Annotated in this window: 14 protein-coding genes; 10 read left to right on the top strand and 4 right to left on the bottom strand. The window is 47.4% G+C overall.

Annotated features, from left to right (window positions below; genetic code table 11):
• Nucleotides 1–13: 13 nt before the first annotated feature.
• The 4 genes from nirB (at nt 14) to AC23NW_RS08860 (ending at nt 5,358) form a co-directional block, all read left to right on the top strand.
• Nucleotides 14–2,539 carry a nitrite reductase large subunit NirB gene (gene nirB, locus AC23NW_RS08875; RefSeq protein ID WP_487448959.1) on the top strand — a complete coding sequence of 842 codons (2,526 nt, stop codon included), beginning with the start codon at nt 14–16 and terminating at the stop codon, nt 2,537–2,539.
• A gap of 97 nt (nt 2,540–2,636) precedes the next feature.
• Nucleotides 2,637–2,981: a nitrite reductase small subunit NirD gene (nirD, locus tag AC23NW_RS08870; protein ID WP_487448958.1), complete on the top strand. Its 345-nt coding sequence runs from the start codon at nt 2,637–2,639 to the stop codon at nt 2,979–2,981.
• A gap of 256 nt (nt 2,982–3,237) precedes the next feature.
• On the top strand, nt 3,238–4,671 hold the full coding sequence (locus AC23NW_RS08865) for a sensor histidine kinase (RefSeq protein WP_487448956.1): 1,434 nt from the start codon (nt 3,238–3,240) through the stop codon (nt 4,669–4,671).
• Nucleotides 4,672–4,695: 24 nt separating this feature from the next.
• Nucleotides 4,696–5,358, top strand: a complete 663-nt coding sequence (locus AC23NW_RS08860; protein ID WP_293844293.1) for a response regulator transcription factor — start codon at nt 4,696–4,698, stop codon at nt 5,356–5,358.
• A gap of 137 nt (nt 5,359–5,495) precedes the next feature.
• Here AC23NW_RS08860 and AC23NW_RS08855 read toward each other — a convergent pair whose 3' ends face one another.
• Nucleotides 5,496–5,912 (bottom strand): hypothetical protein, encoded by a 417-nt coding sequence (locus tag AC23NW_RS08855; protein ID WP_487448954.1) that lies wholly within the window; start codon nt 5,910–5,912, stop codon nt 5,496–5,498.
• A 280-nt stretch (nt 5,913–6,192) separates the two neighbouring features.
• Between AC23NW_RS08855 and AC23NW_RS08850 the strand changes: the two genes are divergently transcribed.
• Complete coding sequence (locus AC23NW_RS08850; protein WP_293844287.1) at nt 6,193–6,513, top strand: hypothetical protein; 321 nt, start codon at nt 6,193–6,195, stop codon at nt 6,511–6,513.
• A 169-nt stretch (nt 6,514–6,682) separates the two neighbouring features.
• Here AC23NW_RS08850 and AC23NW_RS08845 read toward each other — a convergent pair whose 3' ends face one another.
• The gene (locus tag AC23NW_RS08845) at nt 6,683–10,735 is read right to left on the bottom strand and encodes a glycosyl hydrolase (RefSeq protein WP_487448953.1); all 4,053 of its coding nucleotides are present in this window, start codon (nt 10,733–10,735) and stop codon (nt 6,683–6,685) included.
• A gap of 652 nt (nt 10,736–11,387) precedes the next feature.
• On the opposite strand from AC23NW_RS08845, the gene AC23NW_RS08840 reads away from it, so the two are divergent.
• From AC23NW_RS08840 to AC23NW_RS08820, 5 genes are read left to right on the top strand one after another with little or no spacing between them, the layout of a single operon-like run.
• Nucleotides 11,388–11,987 carry a hypothetical protein gene (locus AC23NW_RS08840; protein ID WP_487448952.1) on the top strand — a complete coding sequence of 200 codons (600 nt, stop codon included), beginning with the start codon at nt 11,388–11,390 and terminating at the stop codon, nt 11,985–11,987.
• Nucleotides 11,988–11,998: 11 nt separating this feature from the next.
• A complete protein-coding gene (locus tag AC23NW_RS08835; protein WP_487448950.1) occupies nt 11,999–12,727 on the top strand; it encodes a hypothetical protein in 729 nt (242 codons plus the stop codon).
• A gap of 10 nt (nt 12,728–12,737) precedes the next feature.
• Complete coding sequence (locus AC23NW_RS08830) at nt 12,738–13,073, top strand: LytTR family transcriptional regulator DNA-binding domain-containing protein (protein ID WP_487448948.1); 336 nt, start codon at nt 12,738–12,740, stop codon at nt 13,071–13,073.
• Nucleotides 13,074–13,080: 7 nt separating this feature from the next.
• Nucleotides 13,081–14,091 (top strand): hypothetical protein, encoded by a 1,011-nt coding sequence (locus AC23NW_RS08825; protein WP_487448946.1) that lies wholly within the window; start codon nt 13,081–13,083, stop codon nt 14,089–14,091.
• Between the two features lies 1 nt (nt 14,092).
• Entirely contained in the window at nt 14,093–14,800 is a 708-nt protein-coding gene (locus AC23NW_RS08820; protein ID WP_487448944.1) for a hypothetical protein, read from the top strand.
• Between the two features lie 7 nt (nt 14,801–14,807).
• Here the strand turns inward: AC23NW_RS08820 and AC23NW_RS08815 are convergent, their stop codons facing one another.
• Together AC23NW_RS08815 and AC23NW_RS08810 are read right to left on the bottom strand one after the other, a co-directional pair.
• The gene (locus tag AC23NW_RS08815) at nt 14,808–15,572 is read right to left on the bottom strand and encodes a response regulator transcription factor (protein WP_487448942.1); all 765 of its coding nucleotides are present in this window, start codon (nt 15,570–15,572) and stop codon (nt 14,808–14,810) included.
• The gene (locus AC23NW_RS08810) at nt 15,559–17,268 is read right to left on the bottom strand and encodes a sensor histidine kinase (protein ID WP_487448940.1); all 1,710 of its coding nucleotides are present in this window, start codon (nt 17,266–17,268) and stop codon (nt 15,559–15,561) included. The genes AC23NW_RS08815 and AC23NW_RS08810 overlap by 14 nt, the downstream gene beginning before the upstream one ends.
• Between the last annotated feature and the right edge of the window lie 261 nt (nt 17,269–17,529).

Here is a 17,529-nt window from a genome sequence, read left to right as displayed (position 1 = left end):
GTTACTACTAACTATGAAAACACAAACACAAACACGGATTGTGGTCGTTGGAAACGGCATGGTCGGCTACAAATTCTGTGAAAAGCTTCTGGCTAAAGCCCAAAACAAAGCGGATTTCCGGATAACCGTTTTCGGAGAAGAGCCGCGCGCTGCCTATGACCGCGTACATTTAAGCGCTTTTTTTGCCGGCAAATCAGCAGACGACCTGCTGCTGGCTGATGCTGACTGGTATGTGGCTGAAGGCATTGAACTCTACCTGGGCGATCCGGTTGTGAACATCGACCGGGAGACCAAAACCGTTTATTCACATCATGGCATTGCCGTTCCTTACGACTATCTGATACTGGCCACCGGCTCGGCCGCTTTTGTGCCGCCTATTCCGGGTGTTGAAAAAGACGGCGTGTTTGTCTACCGCACCATCGAAGATCTCGAACTCATTCAATCGTACGCGCGTACCGCACGTAAAGGAGCCGTGCTCGGTGGTGGTCTGCTTGGGCTGGAAGCCGCAAAGGCGCTGCTCGATCTGGGCCTCGACGAAGCCCATGTCGTTGAATTTGCTCCACGGCTGATGCCCCGGCAGATTGATGATGCCGGGTCGGCCATCCTGCAACAGCAACTCGGTTCGCTCGGCCTCTCGATCCACCTCTCAAAAAGCACCCGACAAATTTCAGGCGATGCTACGATGGACGGTATCGACTTTACAGACGGCTCACGGCTGGATGTCGATATGCTGATTATTTCGGCTGGTATCCGCCCGCGCGACGAACTGGCCAAACGGGCCGGCCTTGATACCCATCCGCGCGGCGGTATTCTGGTCAACGATCAGCTCCGGACCACCGACGCTGCCATTTTTGCCATCGGCGAATGCGCGCTGGTACATAATATGATCTACGGGCTTGTCGCGCCGGGTTACGACATGGCTGATGTGGTTGCGGCGCAGCTTACCGGTGAGCTGAAACAGTTCAGGCCGTTTGATATGTCGACCAAGCTGAAACTGATCGGGGTTGATGTGGCCAGCTTCGGGGATCCGTTTGTCGCCGAACCCGCCTGCCGGACCATTATTTACGACAACAAGGCTAAGGGCATCTACAAGCGGGTTAACCTGTCGCCCGACGGCAAGGAGCTGCTCGGTGGTATTCTGGTGGGCGATGCGGAGCAGTATAACATGCTCCTCCAGACCTGTAAAAACAAGACGGTATTGCCGCCCGACCCCGAAGACCTGATTCTGGGCTCACGCGGCGGTGAAGAGGCGGCCGGCGCGGGGGTCCTGAGTCTGCCCGACGATGCCCTGATCTGTTCCTGCGAAGCGGTAACGAAGGGAATGATCTGCCAGCAGGTTAAGGAACATGGCTGCACAACGGTCGACGGCATGAAAAAAGCGAACAAGGCCTGCACGGGCTGCGGCGGCTGTACCCCCATGGTGAAGGACCTGATCCAGGGCGTAATGAAAGAACAAGGACTGTATGTCCGGAATACGATTTGTGAACACTTCGATTTTTCGCGCCAGGAGTTGTTTGACCTGGTGAAAATCAACAAACTGCGCACCTATGGCGATGTACTGAACCAGTTCGGGCACGGGGATGGCTGCGAAGTCTGTAAGCCGCTTGTAGCATCGGTACTGGCCAGTTTATGGAACGAAAATATTCTGGAGCAGGATCGGGCACCGGTGCAGGACTCCAATGACCGCTATCTGGCCAATATCCAGAAAGGGGGCACCTATTCGGTAGTTCCGCGGATTCCGGGCGGCGAAATTACGCCCGAAAAGCTGATCGTGATCGGGCAGGTGGCGCAAAAATACGGGTTGTATACCAAAATTACGGGCGGCCAGCGGATTGACCTGTTCGGCGCCCACGTCGGTGATTTACCGGCAATCTGGGAAGAACTGATTCGGGCCGGTTTTGAAAGCGGTCATGCTTACGGCAAAGCCCTGCGGACGGTAAAAAGCTGTGTGGGATCGACCTGGTGCCGGTTTGGGGTGCAGGATTCGGTGACGTTTGCCATTGAGGTCGAAGAGCGTTACAAGGGCCTCCGCGCGCCGCACAAGCTGAAATCGGCGGTTTCGGGCTGTATCCGCGAATGTGCTGAAGCGCAGAGCAAGGATTTCGGCATCATCGCCACCGACAAGGGCTGGAACCTGTATGTCTGCGGCAACGGTGGCTCCAAACCGCAACACGCCCGGCTGCTGGCCACCGATGTAGACAAGGAGACCTGTCTCCGGCTGATCGACCGGTTCCTGATGTTTTACATCAAAACCGCCGATCCGCTGACCCGTACGGCTACCTGGCTCAACAAACTGGAAGGCGGCATGACCTACCTCAAGGCCGTGATCGTCGACGATGTGCTGGGAATTGCGGCTGATCTGGAAGCCGGTATGCAGGAACTGGTCAACAACTACCGCTGTGAGTGGAAGGATGTGGTAGAAACGCCTGAACTCCGGAAGCGCTTTACCCATTTTGTAAACCAGCCCGACGTTAAAGACCCGTCAATTGCCTTTACCCCGCTCCGCTCTCAGAAACGGGCGCAGGAATGGACAATTTAGGGTCGGTAGCGCGGAATGACATTCCGCGCAATAAATGTAATTCATCCGGTAAGTAGCGGAATATCATTCTGCCATACACGTTTACGATCAAAACAACATGTTAACCTTGTCAATTACGTGGCACATGGCCTGCCACACCAACGATATTCCGGCCGACGGCGGGGCGTGTGCCCTGATCGATGGCCGCCAGATTGCCATTTTCCATTTTGCCCGCCGCGGCGAGTGGTATGCCACCGATAATCAATGCCCGCACCGCCAGCAGATGGCCTTGTCGAGGGGCATGACCGGCAGCCATCAGGGAGAGCCGAAAGTGGCTTGTCCGTTCCACAAAAAAACATTTTCGCTCCGGACCGGTCAATGCCTCACCGACGACGAATACCAGATCCGGACCTACCCCGTCCGGGTTGAAAACGACCAGGTATTTGTGGGCATTGCGGAGTGAGCAACCCGACCGGAAATAGTTTACCTGCTTTTCCTGTACTTCTGAGGACTAACCTTGCAGGGATTTTCGATCCGTTATAAATCGACGTTAACCACATAGCCACATAGAAATAAAAAGATTTTTTATCTCATATGTGCCCTATGTGTCTATGTGGTTAATTTAGTTGAATGACCTGTTAATACTGAACCCTTTATATGTTCAGCTCCGGAGTGCAGCAGATCACTCAATCACAATTCACTCAATCACCCAATATCCCGTGCAGGAACTTGACCAACTGGTAGCCCGGCGACTGACCCGCTTTTATGTAATGGCCCTGACCGTCATCGCGGTCCTGACCATCAGCGGACTGTTTTTTATAAAACAGACGATCAACGACCATAACGATGACGGGCGGGTGCTGAACGTAGCCGGCCGCCAGCGGATGCTGAGCCAGCGCCTGACCAAGCTGGTGTTGCTGGATCTACAGCAGATTCCGGCCAGCGATACTGTGTCGTTCGACTCTCTGCTGCATGTCTGGACACGGGTACATACTGAACTGCAAACGGGCACACTGCTGATGGAACAGCCGTATACCGTCCGGAAAAGTGCGGCTATCGACAGCATGTTCCGGGAAATAAAACCGGTATTTCAGGCGATTCAGGCGGGGTTTATCGTCTTTACGAAACAAAGCACAGAAGCGGAAAAACAACTTGCTCTCAGCGCAATTCTGAAGTCTGAACCGGCTTATCTACAGCAGATGAACGAAATCGTATTCCGGTTCGATACCGAAACATTTGAACGGGTCCGCTATCTCGAACAGGTTGAATGGTGTCTGGGTATTGCTACGTTGCTGATTGTGCTCATCGAAGGCTTTTTTATTTTCAGGCCGGTAGTCAATCATACGCAGGCTGTGATCCGGAAACTGACCGAATCGGAAGACGCCCTGCGTCTGAGCAATCACCAGCTGGCAATTGCCAACGATGATCTGGCCGACACAAACCAGCAACTTCTTGATACACAAGCCGTACTTATCCGGACGACGGAAGAAAAATATGAGCTGCAACGGACAGAAGATCGTGTTCGTTCGGCGGCGCTGCTCGAAGGCCAGGAGGAAGAACGGCGGCGGTTTGCGCGCGAACTCCACGACGGCATCGGGCAGATGCTTACCGGCCTGAAGCTCCACGCCGAAAGCCTGAAACGCGTTCAGATCGAGGACGAAAAACTCCGGAAACGGTTCGACGAACTCTGTGAACTGATCCAGGAAACCATCCGGACTACCCGTCAGGTGTCCTACAACCTGATGCCGTCTGTGCTCGGTGATTTCGGGTTGTCTGCCGCGCTGCAACTGCTGGCCGAACAGACAGCACATATTACCGGGCAGACTATTGTCTTTAGCGGGAGTACTGTTAACCGGTTACCCCCCGCCATTGAGATCGGGCTGTACCGGATTGCGCAGGAAGCCTTAAACAATGCCGTAAAATATGCTGATGCAGAACATATTTTCATTCAGATAGTGCAGGAAAAAACGTATCTTACACTGTCCGTTGAAGATGACGGAAAAGGATTCGTCGTGAAGAATGTCCGGAAAGCGAATCCGATTATCAGTGGTTTAGAAAATATGAAAACAAGGGCCCGATTACTGAATGGTGAATTTGTACTGACTTCCCGACTTAAAAAAGGAACGAAAGTCTATGTAAAAATTACCCGGTAGCCGTCCCTGCAAAAGTTAATGGTTATGCCAATCCGCGTATTAATTGCCGATGATCATTCGGTCGTAAGAAGGGGAATACTCAATCTGCTGGAAGACGAAAAAGACATTGAAATTGTAGGAGAAGCATCGGATGGCGACGATGCCATTGAGCTGATTCCGGAATTGAAACCGGATGTACTCCTGCTGGACATTACGATGCCACGCATGTCGGGCATCGACGTTACTAAAGTCGTAACACGTCAGTACCCCCGCGTAAAATCGCTGATTTTCAGTATGCACAATAATCCCGATTACATTCTGAATGCAGTGCAGAACGGTGCTGCGGGATATTTACTCAAAGACACAGACCGGGAAGAAATCCTGCGGGCCATCCGAACCGTCGTTACCGGCGAACTTTACTATCCACCCAATGCCTCCTCAGTAATCATCCGGCACCTGATCATTCCTAAGGTAAAGAACGATGATGACCTTGCCCTTCCCCGCAGCAAAACGGTCTGGAATAAAATAACCACCCGCGAGGCACAGATTCTGACTTGCCTGACGCAAGGCATGAGCAGCCGCGAAATTGCCGAACAATTTGACATCAGCCCCAATACCGTCGCTAATCAGCGCGCCAGCCTAATCAAAAAAGCCGGTGTCAAAAATACTGCCGAACTCATCCGCATGGCCCTGACCGAACGGCCCTAGTTATTAGATGCTGGATGCTGGATAACTCTTGATGCTGGATGCTGGATAACTCTTGATGCTGGATGCTGGATACTAAATATACCCTATTAGTATCCCAGAACCATCCAGTATCCAGCAGCCAGTAACTACATCAAAAATTACTTCCTGACCAGCGTCGGTTGGCTATCTACGGTAACCGGTGAAAGCTCAGGACGAAACACAATGATTTGGGCCGGTTCTGCAATAGGTGCCTCTTCTGTTACAGCTACCGGATCGGTTTGCGTGATGCTGACGACAGGTTCCGTTTCCGGATCGAGACAAGCGAAGCCAATCAGACTGACGACGGATAAAGCGAGGAAAAATAAAACTGAACCGCGGAGTATGGGAGCTAAGGAAGCAAATGAAACGGTGTTGACCAGCCCGCTGGCGGGAGCCGGATGTATTAATGTATAGACGATCAGCAAGTTGGTAATAAACGAACTTACCAGAATAATGCGGAGGATGGATTGCCGTGTCAGCTTACGCTGTCGTTCATGCCCGGTAAGCGTTTTGTTTTCTCGTTCGATGGTTTTCATACGTTGCGCTTTTACTTGTTATACTTTACCAATTGTTTTAAGTTAACCGTACCGGCTTACAAGCTGTTTTCAGTTTTAGCAAACGGGACACTTATTTGAAACGCTGCCAATGAACATAATTTTGGGATTGATTACAGCAATATTCTGTTAATACGGCCCTAAAGTTACCGAACGGTAACGCTCATTAATTTTTTCAAACAAAGTCAGAACAGGTCTGTTATGTACTCCTAAGAAAGCCGGCCAAAGCGGCCGGATTGTTACTTAACAATGCTCAACGACAATGAAAAAGGTAATTATGGGTGCAGCGTTCGCGTTGCTGATGATGACACAAGCCGCTATGGCACAGGCCGTTCAGGAAGGAAAACAGGCAAAAAAAGAAATGAAGGCTGAAAAGAAGCTGGAAAAAGCAGCCGAAAAGCGGAAAGATGCCCGCGATCAGAACCGGATTGAAATTCCGGCCATAAACGACGATAAAACAAAACTGGCCGAAGCGAAAAAGAAAGAAGAGAAAGCTGTGAAGAAGGCTATGAAGAGCGACGCCAAACACATGAAAGCACATGCCAAGGATCAGACTAAAAAGGCTGATCAGAGCGTTGATTAAACGCAGAGAGCGCAACGGGTGAACGCATGGCGCTCACCCGTTTTTATACCTTCACTACACGTTTTCTAATGAGTGAATGAGCGATAGAGAGAAAGAGCGAAGCCTCCTGCTACTCAATCACTCTATTGCTCATTCACTCTTTCACTCATTCACTCTTTCACTCTTTGTCTCAAATCGTTACCTGCATGACCGGCAGGAGCCGCACGGGGCCGATCAGACCGGCTTCGAGCAGGGGTGATTCGCTGGTATAATGTTTCCAGGTGGCAAAAGTAACCTTACCATCATCAGGTTTAGGCGCACCGTTCTTGTACCAGTCCGGCAGCTGCTGAATGCCCCCGCCGCTCAGACTGGCAAAACCGCTGCTGCCCGCCCCGGGCACATAAGCATCTACGTCGGGCGTCTGCGCGTCGCCGATGAGCCGGTTCGGCCATTGATTAGTCACCAGTATTTCCAGCTGATTGGTGCCCGGCTTGACGGCATCGGTAATATCGAGCCGGAAAGGCCGTTTCCAGAGTGTTGTCAGTGGCTTACCGTTCAGCCGCACCTCCGCAATCACTTCTACCCGGCCAAGATCCAGGAAAATCCGGCGGTTATTTCCCGTCAGTGCGGGGTTGACGTCAACAGCTTTTGAATAGGTTGCGGTACCGGAGAAATAGCGCACTCCCGCCTCCGCATGCCGGTGCAGCGACATAAGTTCATTGAGGACAAGCGGCTCCGGAGCGCCCCTTCCCGGCTGAAACGCCACCTGCCAGCTTCCCGAAAGGACCTGCGGTTCCGGCAGACTGCCAACCGGAATTGTCCGCTCTTTGCCGGCCGCGTCCCGGAAGGTATATTTCCCGTTTTCCCAGAACTGAAACGACGCCCGCTCTTCGCCGGTCGTCGAAAGAACCGGTGTAGGCTGGGCCGGCGTGTAGGCCTCACGGGCCAGCTGGCGAATCCGGTCATCGGGCAACGCTTCGGCCACCAGCTGCGGCACAGACAGGTCGCCGTTGTAGTACGAGGCCCCGTCCCGCAGGAAGGCCTGATTCAGGGTCGGATGTACCTGATCGCCCGAAGCCTTTCCCCGTTTAATGAGCTTCCCGTTGACATAAACCGAGGGCACCCCGTCGCGGTAGACCATCGTGATCAGACTCCAGCCCGACACCGGCACGGGCGCGGCCAGTACAAGCACCGGTTTTCCGGCCGCCCGCTCCCAGACCGCTACCCCGTTCCGGCCAATGGCCAGGCCGGTAGCCGCATGGCTGGCCCCGTACAACTCCTTCCCCGACGCAGGGTATATTGCATAAAAATCCGTCCACGGATCAGCGATGCCATCCATGAAGTTCTGCGTGGACAGCATGATATTCCGCTCCGGTTTGGCACGGACATTTATCGTAAAATTATTGACTATTTCCGGAAAACGCTTCGGCGGCACCGCCGGAAACAGGCGCGCCGATTGCAGCGGCTGCTGATTACGACTTATCGAAACATAATGATTTTCAGCGGCTCCCTGCCGGAACACCACAAAAACCGACCCGGCCGGTTCCAGCCGGAGGGGTACCCTGGTCAGGCCCGCTTCTTTTTCATACAGGTTTAGTTTCGTGACCACACCCGTATCCGGATCCCAGCATTCGGGCTGCTTCTCCGACACACGAAAAGCGCAGACGACTTCTTCCACCGTCCGGCGCTGGTTTGCCAGAAAATACACATCGTCGCCGCCAATCCGCCGGTGAATCCAGGTAACGGGGGCATCCCCGGATTGAGCCGTTATATCCACATCCGGAAGCAGTTTAAGAGCCGTGAATACCTCCTGCAGCGATTTACCGGCATACACCATGCCTTTACCCACTACATTTCCGGCTGTCGGTGCCGTACCTTTCAGCCCCCATAACTGATCCAGGATACGGTTAAACTGGAGGTCTTTACCGGCGTCGCGCAGCCCCGGCATCCCGACCGGCCGCCGGGCAACAAGGATCAGCCCCTGCATCACCAGCCCGCGGATTTTCTCCAGTAAGGCCAAAGACATATTCCGGGTCTGCACCACCAACACACGGTAGCTCATACCATCCGGCAACGTCAGCTGGTTGTCAGCCATCTGCGCGTGCCGGAGCAGCGTTTCGGCACTGATTACGTCGTAATCATATCCTTCGGGCGGGGCCGGATTCAGCTCTTCCGGACGAACAGTTGCATACGCATTTCCCTCTTCACCAGTCAGATACGCCAGATCGGCCACGAACAGGCCTTGCTGCAGCAGGCTCTGGCAGCGCGCCAGATACGCCATCCAGGGCCGTGCCTGCTCCCACCAGGTATTGGTCCGGTCGAAATGAATACCCCACGGCCCCATTGTCATGCCGGGCTGGGCGGTCGGGTGTGGCTGATGGGCATACCGGTGAAAAATGACGCGGCTCAGCCCCTGACTGAACATTTTATCGCCCAGGGCTTTCATCCCGAACGGGTATTCCTGCCAGCGGGCCGATTCGGGTTCGCCGGTAAAGGCTTCCGCCCCGACTACCTGCGGTTTACCGCCGCCTTTACCGTTGGTATGAGCAATGGAGGCCGCGAGTTTGACCGTCCGGTGCATGGTCAGGTTATTCTGGAAAATAGTTGACAGGCCATTCCAGAACTCCCCCATATTGACATCCACGCGCGAGCCAATCTGTAATTCATCCATCGGCCCCCGGTCATAAGGTTCGGCGTAGGCAATAAATCCGTGCTGGTGACAAAGGGTCGTAAACTGACCGTAATAGGCATCAGCCATCAGGTCAGCCTGTGTGCGGCGGAGGTCCCACAGGAAGCGTTCGGTCGTGTCGGCCGAATCCAGAATCCGGCCGGTCATTGCGGGTAAGTACGTCCGCAGGTCGTAGCCGTTCTGTGCGTTAAAATACTGATCGAAACCCTCCGTCCAGTTCTGCATACCCACTTCGTAGCTGTCGATCAGCAGCCCGACCTTACCCTGTTTAGCCAGCGGCTCAAGGGTTGGCAGCAACTGCTCCATCATTTTTGTAAAGTGAGCCGTAACGGCAGCTTTGCTGAATTTATCACATTCCAGCCCGACGCCCGTATCGGGTGCTGACCGGTTCATGGTTGCCGTCGACGTGTAGCCGAAGCGAAGAATGGTCCAGTCACCGGCCGGGGCATCCCATTGCAGGCGCCCCGTGGCATCGAGCTTATCGGTCAGATCAACAAGGGTGTTCCGGTTGACAATGGCTGATTTTTCGGGAGGAGTCGTTTGGGGTGCGGCGCCCGCTACCCCGCTGAATGCGTAGTTGGCTTTTTTGCGCCAGTCGGTCAGGCGCAGGGCGTTTGAGAATTGAATACCGGTATACTGAACGGTTTTCGCCGACACGAAGCGGAAGGCTTTCAGCATGACAGACGGAAACTCAGCCCTGGTCATTACGTCTGTGACAGGCACCGTGGCGAGCTTCCGGAACGTTACACCATCTTCTGAAACCTCAATGGTTACCGACGGCCCGCCAAACCCGCCGCCACCTGTATCAACCACCTGTCCGGCGAACCCCAGTGCCTGCACCTCAATGGTCGCTTTCAGGTTGATCTGTAGGTAAGATGGTTGACCAGTGGTTGCTCCCTGCACCGTAACCCCCTCATTGTCTTCTCCGTTTAACCCACTGATATCCACCGCTCCTACGGGCGTCTCTACACTACCGATGATGTTGTCAAACGCCATTTCGCCGAACAGCGACGGATAGGCCAGTACCGCCACATCGCGGTAATGTTGCAGTTTTGTGTAGGGCTGCGGCAGTTTCCGGTTTATGGGCCGCCCCCCTTCGACGCACAACTCACTCCAGGTCAGCTGCTTCATTGACTGCTCCGGCGTAATCCACGGCCCGCCGCTCGACGACCAGCCCGGGCAGTTGTGCATCGTAAATTCGAGGCCGAGCCGCTGCGCCTCCCGGATCGCGTGTTTTTTAAGCTCCAGCCATTCGGGGCTCAGGTACTCAACCGGCCCTTTGGGAATACCGGTCCCCGCGTCGAAATTCTGTACCCCGCCGATGCCGATGCGCTGCATGGCTTCGAGGTCAAGCGTGATGCCTTCTTTCGTTACGTTGCCATTCATCCAGTGCCACCAGGTCTGGGGTTTTGCCGCATCAGCCGGATTACGAAATGACTCAAGTAAGGGGGAAGGAGCTGCCTTTTTTGGACCGGAATAGAATACAGAAGAGGGAGTAACCAATGCCACTAAGCCGGTGGCACCGCTATGCTTAATAAACGAACGTCTTTTCATGGGTAAGGTCAGGTGGGCAACTACTCGCCATTGCCGGTTCAATATTGGCTAAAGTTTTCCAGCCCGGCAAATCGGAAAGCGATTTTGCCCGCAGGAGCATACATCTCCGCTTTCTTACCGTTCAGCCTTTCTATTTTCTGCCTACAACACGTCTTCCCTTGTCAATCTTATCTACGGAACCCTCAACTTAAGAAAATTCTTTTCCATAGTTCGGAAACATTTATCTGGTCTTTGTTTACAATAATCTGGTTTTGGGAAGTTTAACAATCAGTTATGTATAAACCCATAATAAATTAGCTGATAAGAATCAACTCAATTAATAACCCAGCTTAAATATAAACCTCCATAAAGAGATCCGCTGGTCCTTATACATATAAACACTATGAAACTACCTTTAATCGCTTTCCTTCTTCTGACAGGTTTAATCCGGCAACCCCTGCAGGCACAGACACAACCGACTTCGGCAAAAGCCCCGGCCCGCCGTTCTTCAAGCAGACCAACCCCTAAGGCATCGTCAACACCAACCCCTTCAGCCACCCGTACCAGCTTATCAAGGCAAAAAACGGGCACGCCAACGAGTTCCGCATTACCATCGGGGAGTGCCTCAGAAAACCGGGTAGTACCGGGCCCACCACCACCGCCCGTGCGAACAGTGAACACACCATCAGCCACCAGACAGCATTCTACCGTCTTACCCGGTGAGGCAGTCACAGAAACGCCAAAACCAGTCGCGACAAGCTCACGCAGGGAAGTTATCTCCCATACACCTGTTCGTTATTCAGGCAGAACCGGATATCAAAAAGGTGATCAGTTAGTCAATCTGGGAATTGGTCTGTCCTCTTATTATTACGGCAATCCTGTCGGTATATCATTCGAGAGCGGATTGGATAAAGACATTAGTGCGGGCGTGCAACTAGACTATAATTCAGGGAATTATGGTGATTATTACTATAGCAGTTCAAGATGGCGGTATACCGCCACATATATTGGTATCCGTGGATCGTATCACGTTAACCGTGTGTTCAGGTTAAATACCGAAAAAGTTGATTTATACGCCGGACTAGGTTTAGGGTATCGCTCGTTCCGCTGGCATGACGCCAACTATGGGTATGGGTATGACTACCGGAGCGGAGCATTCTTTAATTATTTCATCGGCGGGAAATACTACTTCACGCCTAAGATCGGTGCTTTTGCGGAATTCGGCTACACAGGTCTCTCTTCGGCACGGGTCGGTCTAACTGCCAGGTTTTAACATCTCAAATTATGATTACATCTTCTGCTATAAAAAAAGGGAGCATCCTGTTTATCGGGCTCATCGTGGTATGGCACGGAATAAATTTAGTAAAAAGTGATATGAGGCTATCCGGATTTTTACAAGCAAGGCCCAAAAGCGCAGGGTATGCATGGGTATCAACTGGTGATACGGAACCAAGATTTTTCTGGAATCTAGATGCTGTATCATGGCAAAAAGGTCAGATTCATCCGGAATTTAATCTTGAGTCGGCAGCGAATGAGGGTCAATGGACTCTGCTTCCCGGGTATGATTATGTAGACAGATCAAGAAGCCTGCAAACGACCTGGAAAGCAAACTTAAAACATCCTGACTTTATGGCTTTGTCAGAAGCTGCCGAAGGACAATGGATTCCTGTGACAGGCTATAGGTTTATTTATGAGGGTGATACGTTCATTGATACCGTTTGGGATCCCAATAAACGATATGACGATATAAAGGTTATATCACTCGCCAAGAAAGACCATTATAAGCCTTTCCCAGGATACATTTTTGTTGATCCCGGAAATTCGCTGAAGGTAATATGGGCACCAGGTACCGTTAACTATGAAAACCCGAAACTGGTGGCCGGCACTACTGAAGGTTCATGGAAAGTATCCGGTAACCCAACCACAACACGCCGTTACTATACGCGACGGGGAAATGAAGCCGCATGGTTTGTCGGCGGCGTAGCTACAGGCATTTTACTTCGCAGCCTGTAATAAATCTGCCATGACAGCTATTCGATGTGACGGAAAAGAAATCGTTCTGAGCGATATAATCTGGTTAAAAGGCGACTGGAATTACACAAGGATTAACTACAGTAATAACAGGCCGGTATTATCATCAAGGACGTTAAAATGGTATGAAGAAAACCTCACAGATTTTATACGAATCAGGAAAGATGTAATTGTCAATCCAGGTTATGTAAAAAATATTGAAGTAGTATCGGCTCATCCCAGAAAACTAGTCGTAATCCTTCATAATGGATGCCTATTTGAAGTTACACGCAGGCGACAGAGTTATGTCTATAAAAAATTCATTGACTTACTGATCAAAAATACATAGACCACCTATGAACAATAACACACGTATATATTGGCAAAGAATCCTGATCATACTAACGTGCTTCTATGGTTATTTTTCACTTACAGCACATGGAGCAATTTTCAGGGTAAACAATAATCTGCCGGAAAATATAACCAACCGGTTGTTTAATCAGATCCAAACAGCATTAAATCATTTTAGTGTAGTAAACGGAGATACTATAATGGTTGAAGGCTCATCATTGCCTTATAATGGCTTTAATTGCAGCAAACGAGTTATTATTATTGGGCCTGGCTATTTTTTAAATGAAAACCTTGGAATAAATGCACTGACAACTAATGCTAGAATTAATGACTATTGTTTTTTCAACAACGGGTCTCAAGGATCTTTTTTAATCGGCATGGAGATAAATAATTATCGAATGAGGATACAAACAAGTAATATATATATCATACGCTGTAAAGTTGAAGTTTCATTTTATGGTGATGCAGGTAATATTGTCAATAATTGCAAAATAATAGGCTCATATATAAACTATATTCAAGGTTATAGTTCCCTATACAACAATAATATTTCAGTAATTAACAGCATTATTGTACAGGATGAATCTGGGTTAAATTATCTGAATTATGATAATAATAATTTAATTGGAAATTTTCTATGGAAAATAACAGCATCTACTTTTCGGAATAATATTCTGGTACATAGGGATGCAACGGTTAACATTATTGCCCAAACCAATCAGAATAACCTGGCACCCAATCAGCAGTTCGGAACAGCAAACGGAAATATTGCCTATGAGCCAGGTAATACGTTTGTTGGCGGAACAAGTACTGATGGAAAATATGTAATAAAAGCCGGTTCGCCCTATTTAACAGCCGGTACGAATGCAAGTCAACCGGGTATTTTCGGAGGTTCAGAACCGTATAAGCTATCGGGTTTACCACCAATACCTATCATTTATGAGCTCACTGTTCCGGAAACCGGATCAACAACGCAAGGGCTAAATATTAGTTTAAAGATCAGGAACGCCAATTGATATGAGATCAATAATAATGCTTTTCGTTTTCAGTTTATTTCATTTATGGGTTTTAGGCCAGAATAATATTCAGCTTATTGAATATGGCTGGGATACTGATCAGGGATTTGGCAGAAATACGTTGGTCAGCGTTACACCAAACGGTAATCAAATTGATTTCACGGCAAATACGAATAGCCTTTCGAATGGTTTTCATCTATTCTTTGTGCGTGGCAGAAACAGCAACGGAATCTGGAGCCAAACACAATTCAATATCGTATACATTCAGAGCGGAATACTGTCCGCGAAGATAGTCAGACTTGAATATAGTTACTCACAAGGATCTGTATTAGTGGGGCAATATTCATACACACTCCCTGATCCATCAAACACCATTAATCTCCAATTTAAAGGTAATGCTGCTCAATTGGTTAATGGGCAGACATATTTGTTATCTATTCAGGCAATAGATGAAAAAGGTAATAGAAGTCAGGTATATACGAAATTATTTACCAGGATAATATCTACATGCTCAACAATCAAATCAGGTCTGTGGCATGAAGCCGGCACATGGAGCTGCGGGCGCAGACCGTCACTTTCAGATGAAGTAATAATCAACGCAGGCCATATTGTCACGCTCAATAGTGAGACAAATGAAGCACAAAGTCTAAGATATAATGGAGGTAAACTGGTATTTACCAATGGATCGAAACTTATAGTAAATCCCTGATAAAAGCTTACTTTGACCGAATTACATTTAATCGGCTTAACAAGTTATTCTTTATACCATCAGGCACTTCTATTCGCTGATCGGCAACGACCAGAAACTCTGATTCAACTTTATCCAGAAAAGTCAGGTTAATAACAACAGATCGGCTTAACTGAAAAAAATCAGCAGGTAGTTGCCTCATGATACGACCTAAATTAGCAGATATATGTATAAAACCATAGCTCCTTTTAGGAAATAATCGTTCATGTTCCTCTTTTGTCAAAAAGACTTTTGAGTAAATCCGGTCTGCATAAATATATAATATCTCACTAAATTTAATTCGGATATATCCTTTTTCTGAAAAAACAAAAAAGTAATCAGCATTCAAGATAAGCTTGCCTGCATTTTCATTATTCTTATTTATAGCAAGGTCAATCTGAACTAGTAATTCCTGTATATTAACCGGTTTAACCATAAATGAGAAAGGGAATGTTTCCTTGCTTCTCTCTAATTGTTCTTCTCTGGATAGACCTGTTACATAAATAATCGAAATGTTTTTTAGCTTTAATAACGCTTTAGCTATATCTATCCCATTTTGTGAGCCTTCAAGCCAAATATCTATAATCGCTAAATCAACATCATTCCGGCTCATTAATTGAACCGCACTTTCCAATGATCTGGCAATACCTGCCACAATATATCCATTCTTTTTCAGATCAGATCTCAGGCGTTCAGCAAACAGAGGATCATCTTCAATGATGAGTATAGTAGCATTTATATTATAAATTCCCATTTTTGATGATACGCTTATCAATATTCTTAAACTCCAGCTCGAAACGCAGCCCTTCCTGATTAAGGAATGAAAACTTACCGTTTAATCGTTCTATCATCAGCTTAATTACAGTCATTCCATAACCTTCTTGCTGATGTTTAATCATGCCTCCACCATTATCCTGAAAAACTAATTTAATGTATTCTCCATCCTCAAACAGATTTATGCTAACAGAAGGATGTTTAATATATTTTACTACATGCTTACAAACATTTGTAGTTAATTCATTTATTATAAGTGCAATAGTAACAGCTTTATCCATTTGAATATATATATTTTCAATTTTGTACAACAAATTTACGTGTTGGTAGCTATATATCCTCAATGTATTTTCCATGAGATCGGGAATTAGTATATTCATATTTACTTTATTATCAGGAGAATCAAATCTATTCCCTTTATATACATATTTATGCACCATTGACATTGCTTCGATACGTAAGAAGCTTTCCTCCACTGCTTCAATAGCCGCCGGATCGGATAATTTATCAAATTGCAACGCCAGTAGATCCGATAGAGATTGAAGATAATTATTAATCCGATGACTCTGCTCTTTTAGCATTGAAGTCGCCTGTTTTCCTATTTTTTTATATTTATCATACCGTCTATATAATAAAACACAGACACAAGAAACAATAAATATACTCAAAATGTATAATATATTAACCAGAAACTGAATTTTCTTATTTCTGTCAATTATTGACTTTTCTAGTTCATTCTTTTGAAGTAATAGTTCGGCCTCTCTTTTTTTTATCAAATACAAACTATTTACACCGGAAACAGCACTTTGCTTAAACTCTTCTAAATGTTTTAACTTTATAAAATAATACTTATCTTTTGCAAGCAAGGCATGTTCCCAGTCCTTTATTCTAACATAGTAATTCATCTCCATATTATAAACACTCATTAAAACCTCTTTATCTTTTACCATATTACTATAATATAGCACTGTATCTATCCAGCTTTTCGCTTTATTAAATTTTTTGGCATTCATTAACTTATCAGTAATAGATAAAGCAGCTATTACCTGAAAATATCTTTCATTGTGTTTTTTGTAAATATCATAAGCTTTATATAAAACAGATAAACTTTCGTGAGGCTTGTTTAATTCCAATAAATAATTACCTAAATCGAGTAGCACATGTGCCCTGTCAACCGGACGGTCTAATATCTCGGCAATTTTTGCAGCCTTCTTATAGTAGTACTCAACACTATCTGAGTCATATACACGTTTGTAATCTGCCTTATTATTATTGTTAAGCTTTTCCTTATGGATTGATCCTAACACCCTGTACGCTTCGATTAGTTGATATTTCTCGGGAATCTGCAAAAAATAAAATATAGCTTGATGCACGTACTTATAAGCTAAATTTAAATCATCTCTATATAGCATCCACTCAGCCTGCCGTTGATATATTTTTCCAATTTCGTGCGGTCTCTTTTGATTTATCCTTATCTGTAGTGCTTTATTGAAATACATTTGTCCTTTAGGAAAATCATTTAGGTCCATGTATCTTTTGCCTACAACATAATATTTATCAGCAATATCGTCCTGATTTCCGTCATTTAATGCTTCTTTAAGTTCTTTTTCTGCTTTTATCAGTCGATCGTACGTTTGGGTTTTGCCTGACCTTAATGAAGGTGGATCCTGAGCCATACAGTCATTGTCTGTGGTTATCACTATAGATATAAAACAATAAATAGTATAATAATACCACTTTTTCATAGTAGGTATATTAGTAAATCGTTAACGTCAAGTTATTGTAATTTTAGTAATATTTTTTTTCATATAAATATATTAATTTACACTACATAGATAAGCATATCTATTTTCTTTTTTATGCAGGGCTTTCTCATAAAACCCTATGCATGGTCATAAATTCGATTAGTGAGTTAAAATCATCCGCAAACTGATCGA

The sequence above is a fragment of the Arsenicibacter sp. R0_47 genome (genome assembly GCF_057652235.1).
The sequence above is the reverse complement of the archived record's forward strand: the minus strand, read 5'-3'. Positions and strand labels throughout refer to the sequence as shown.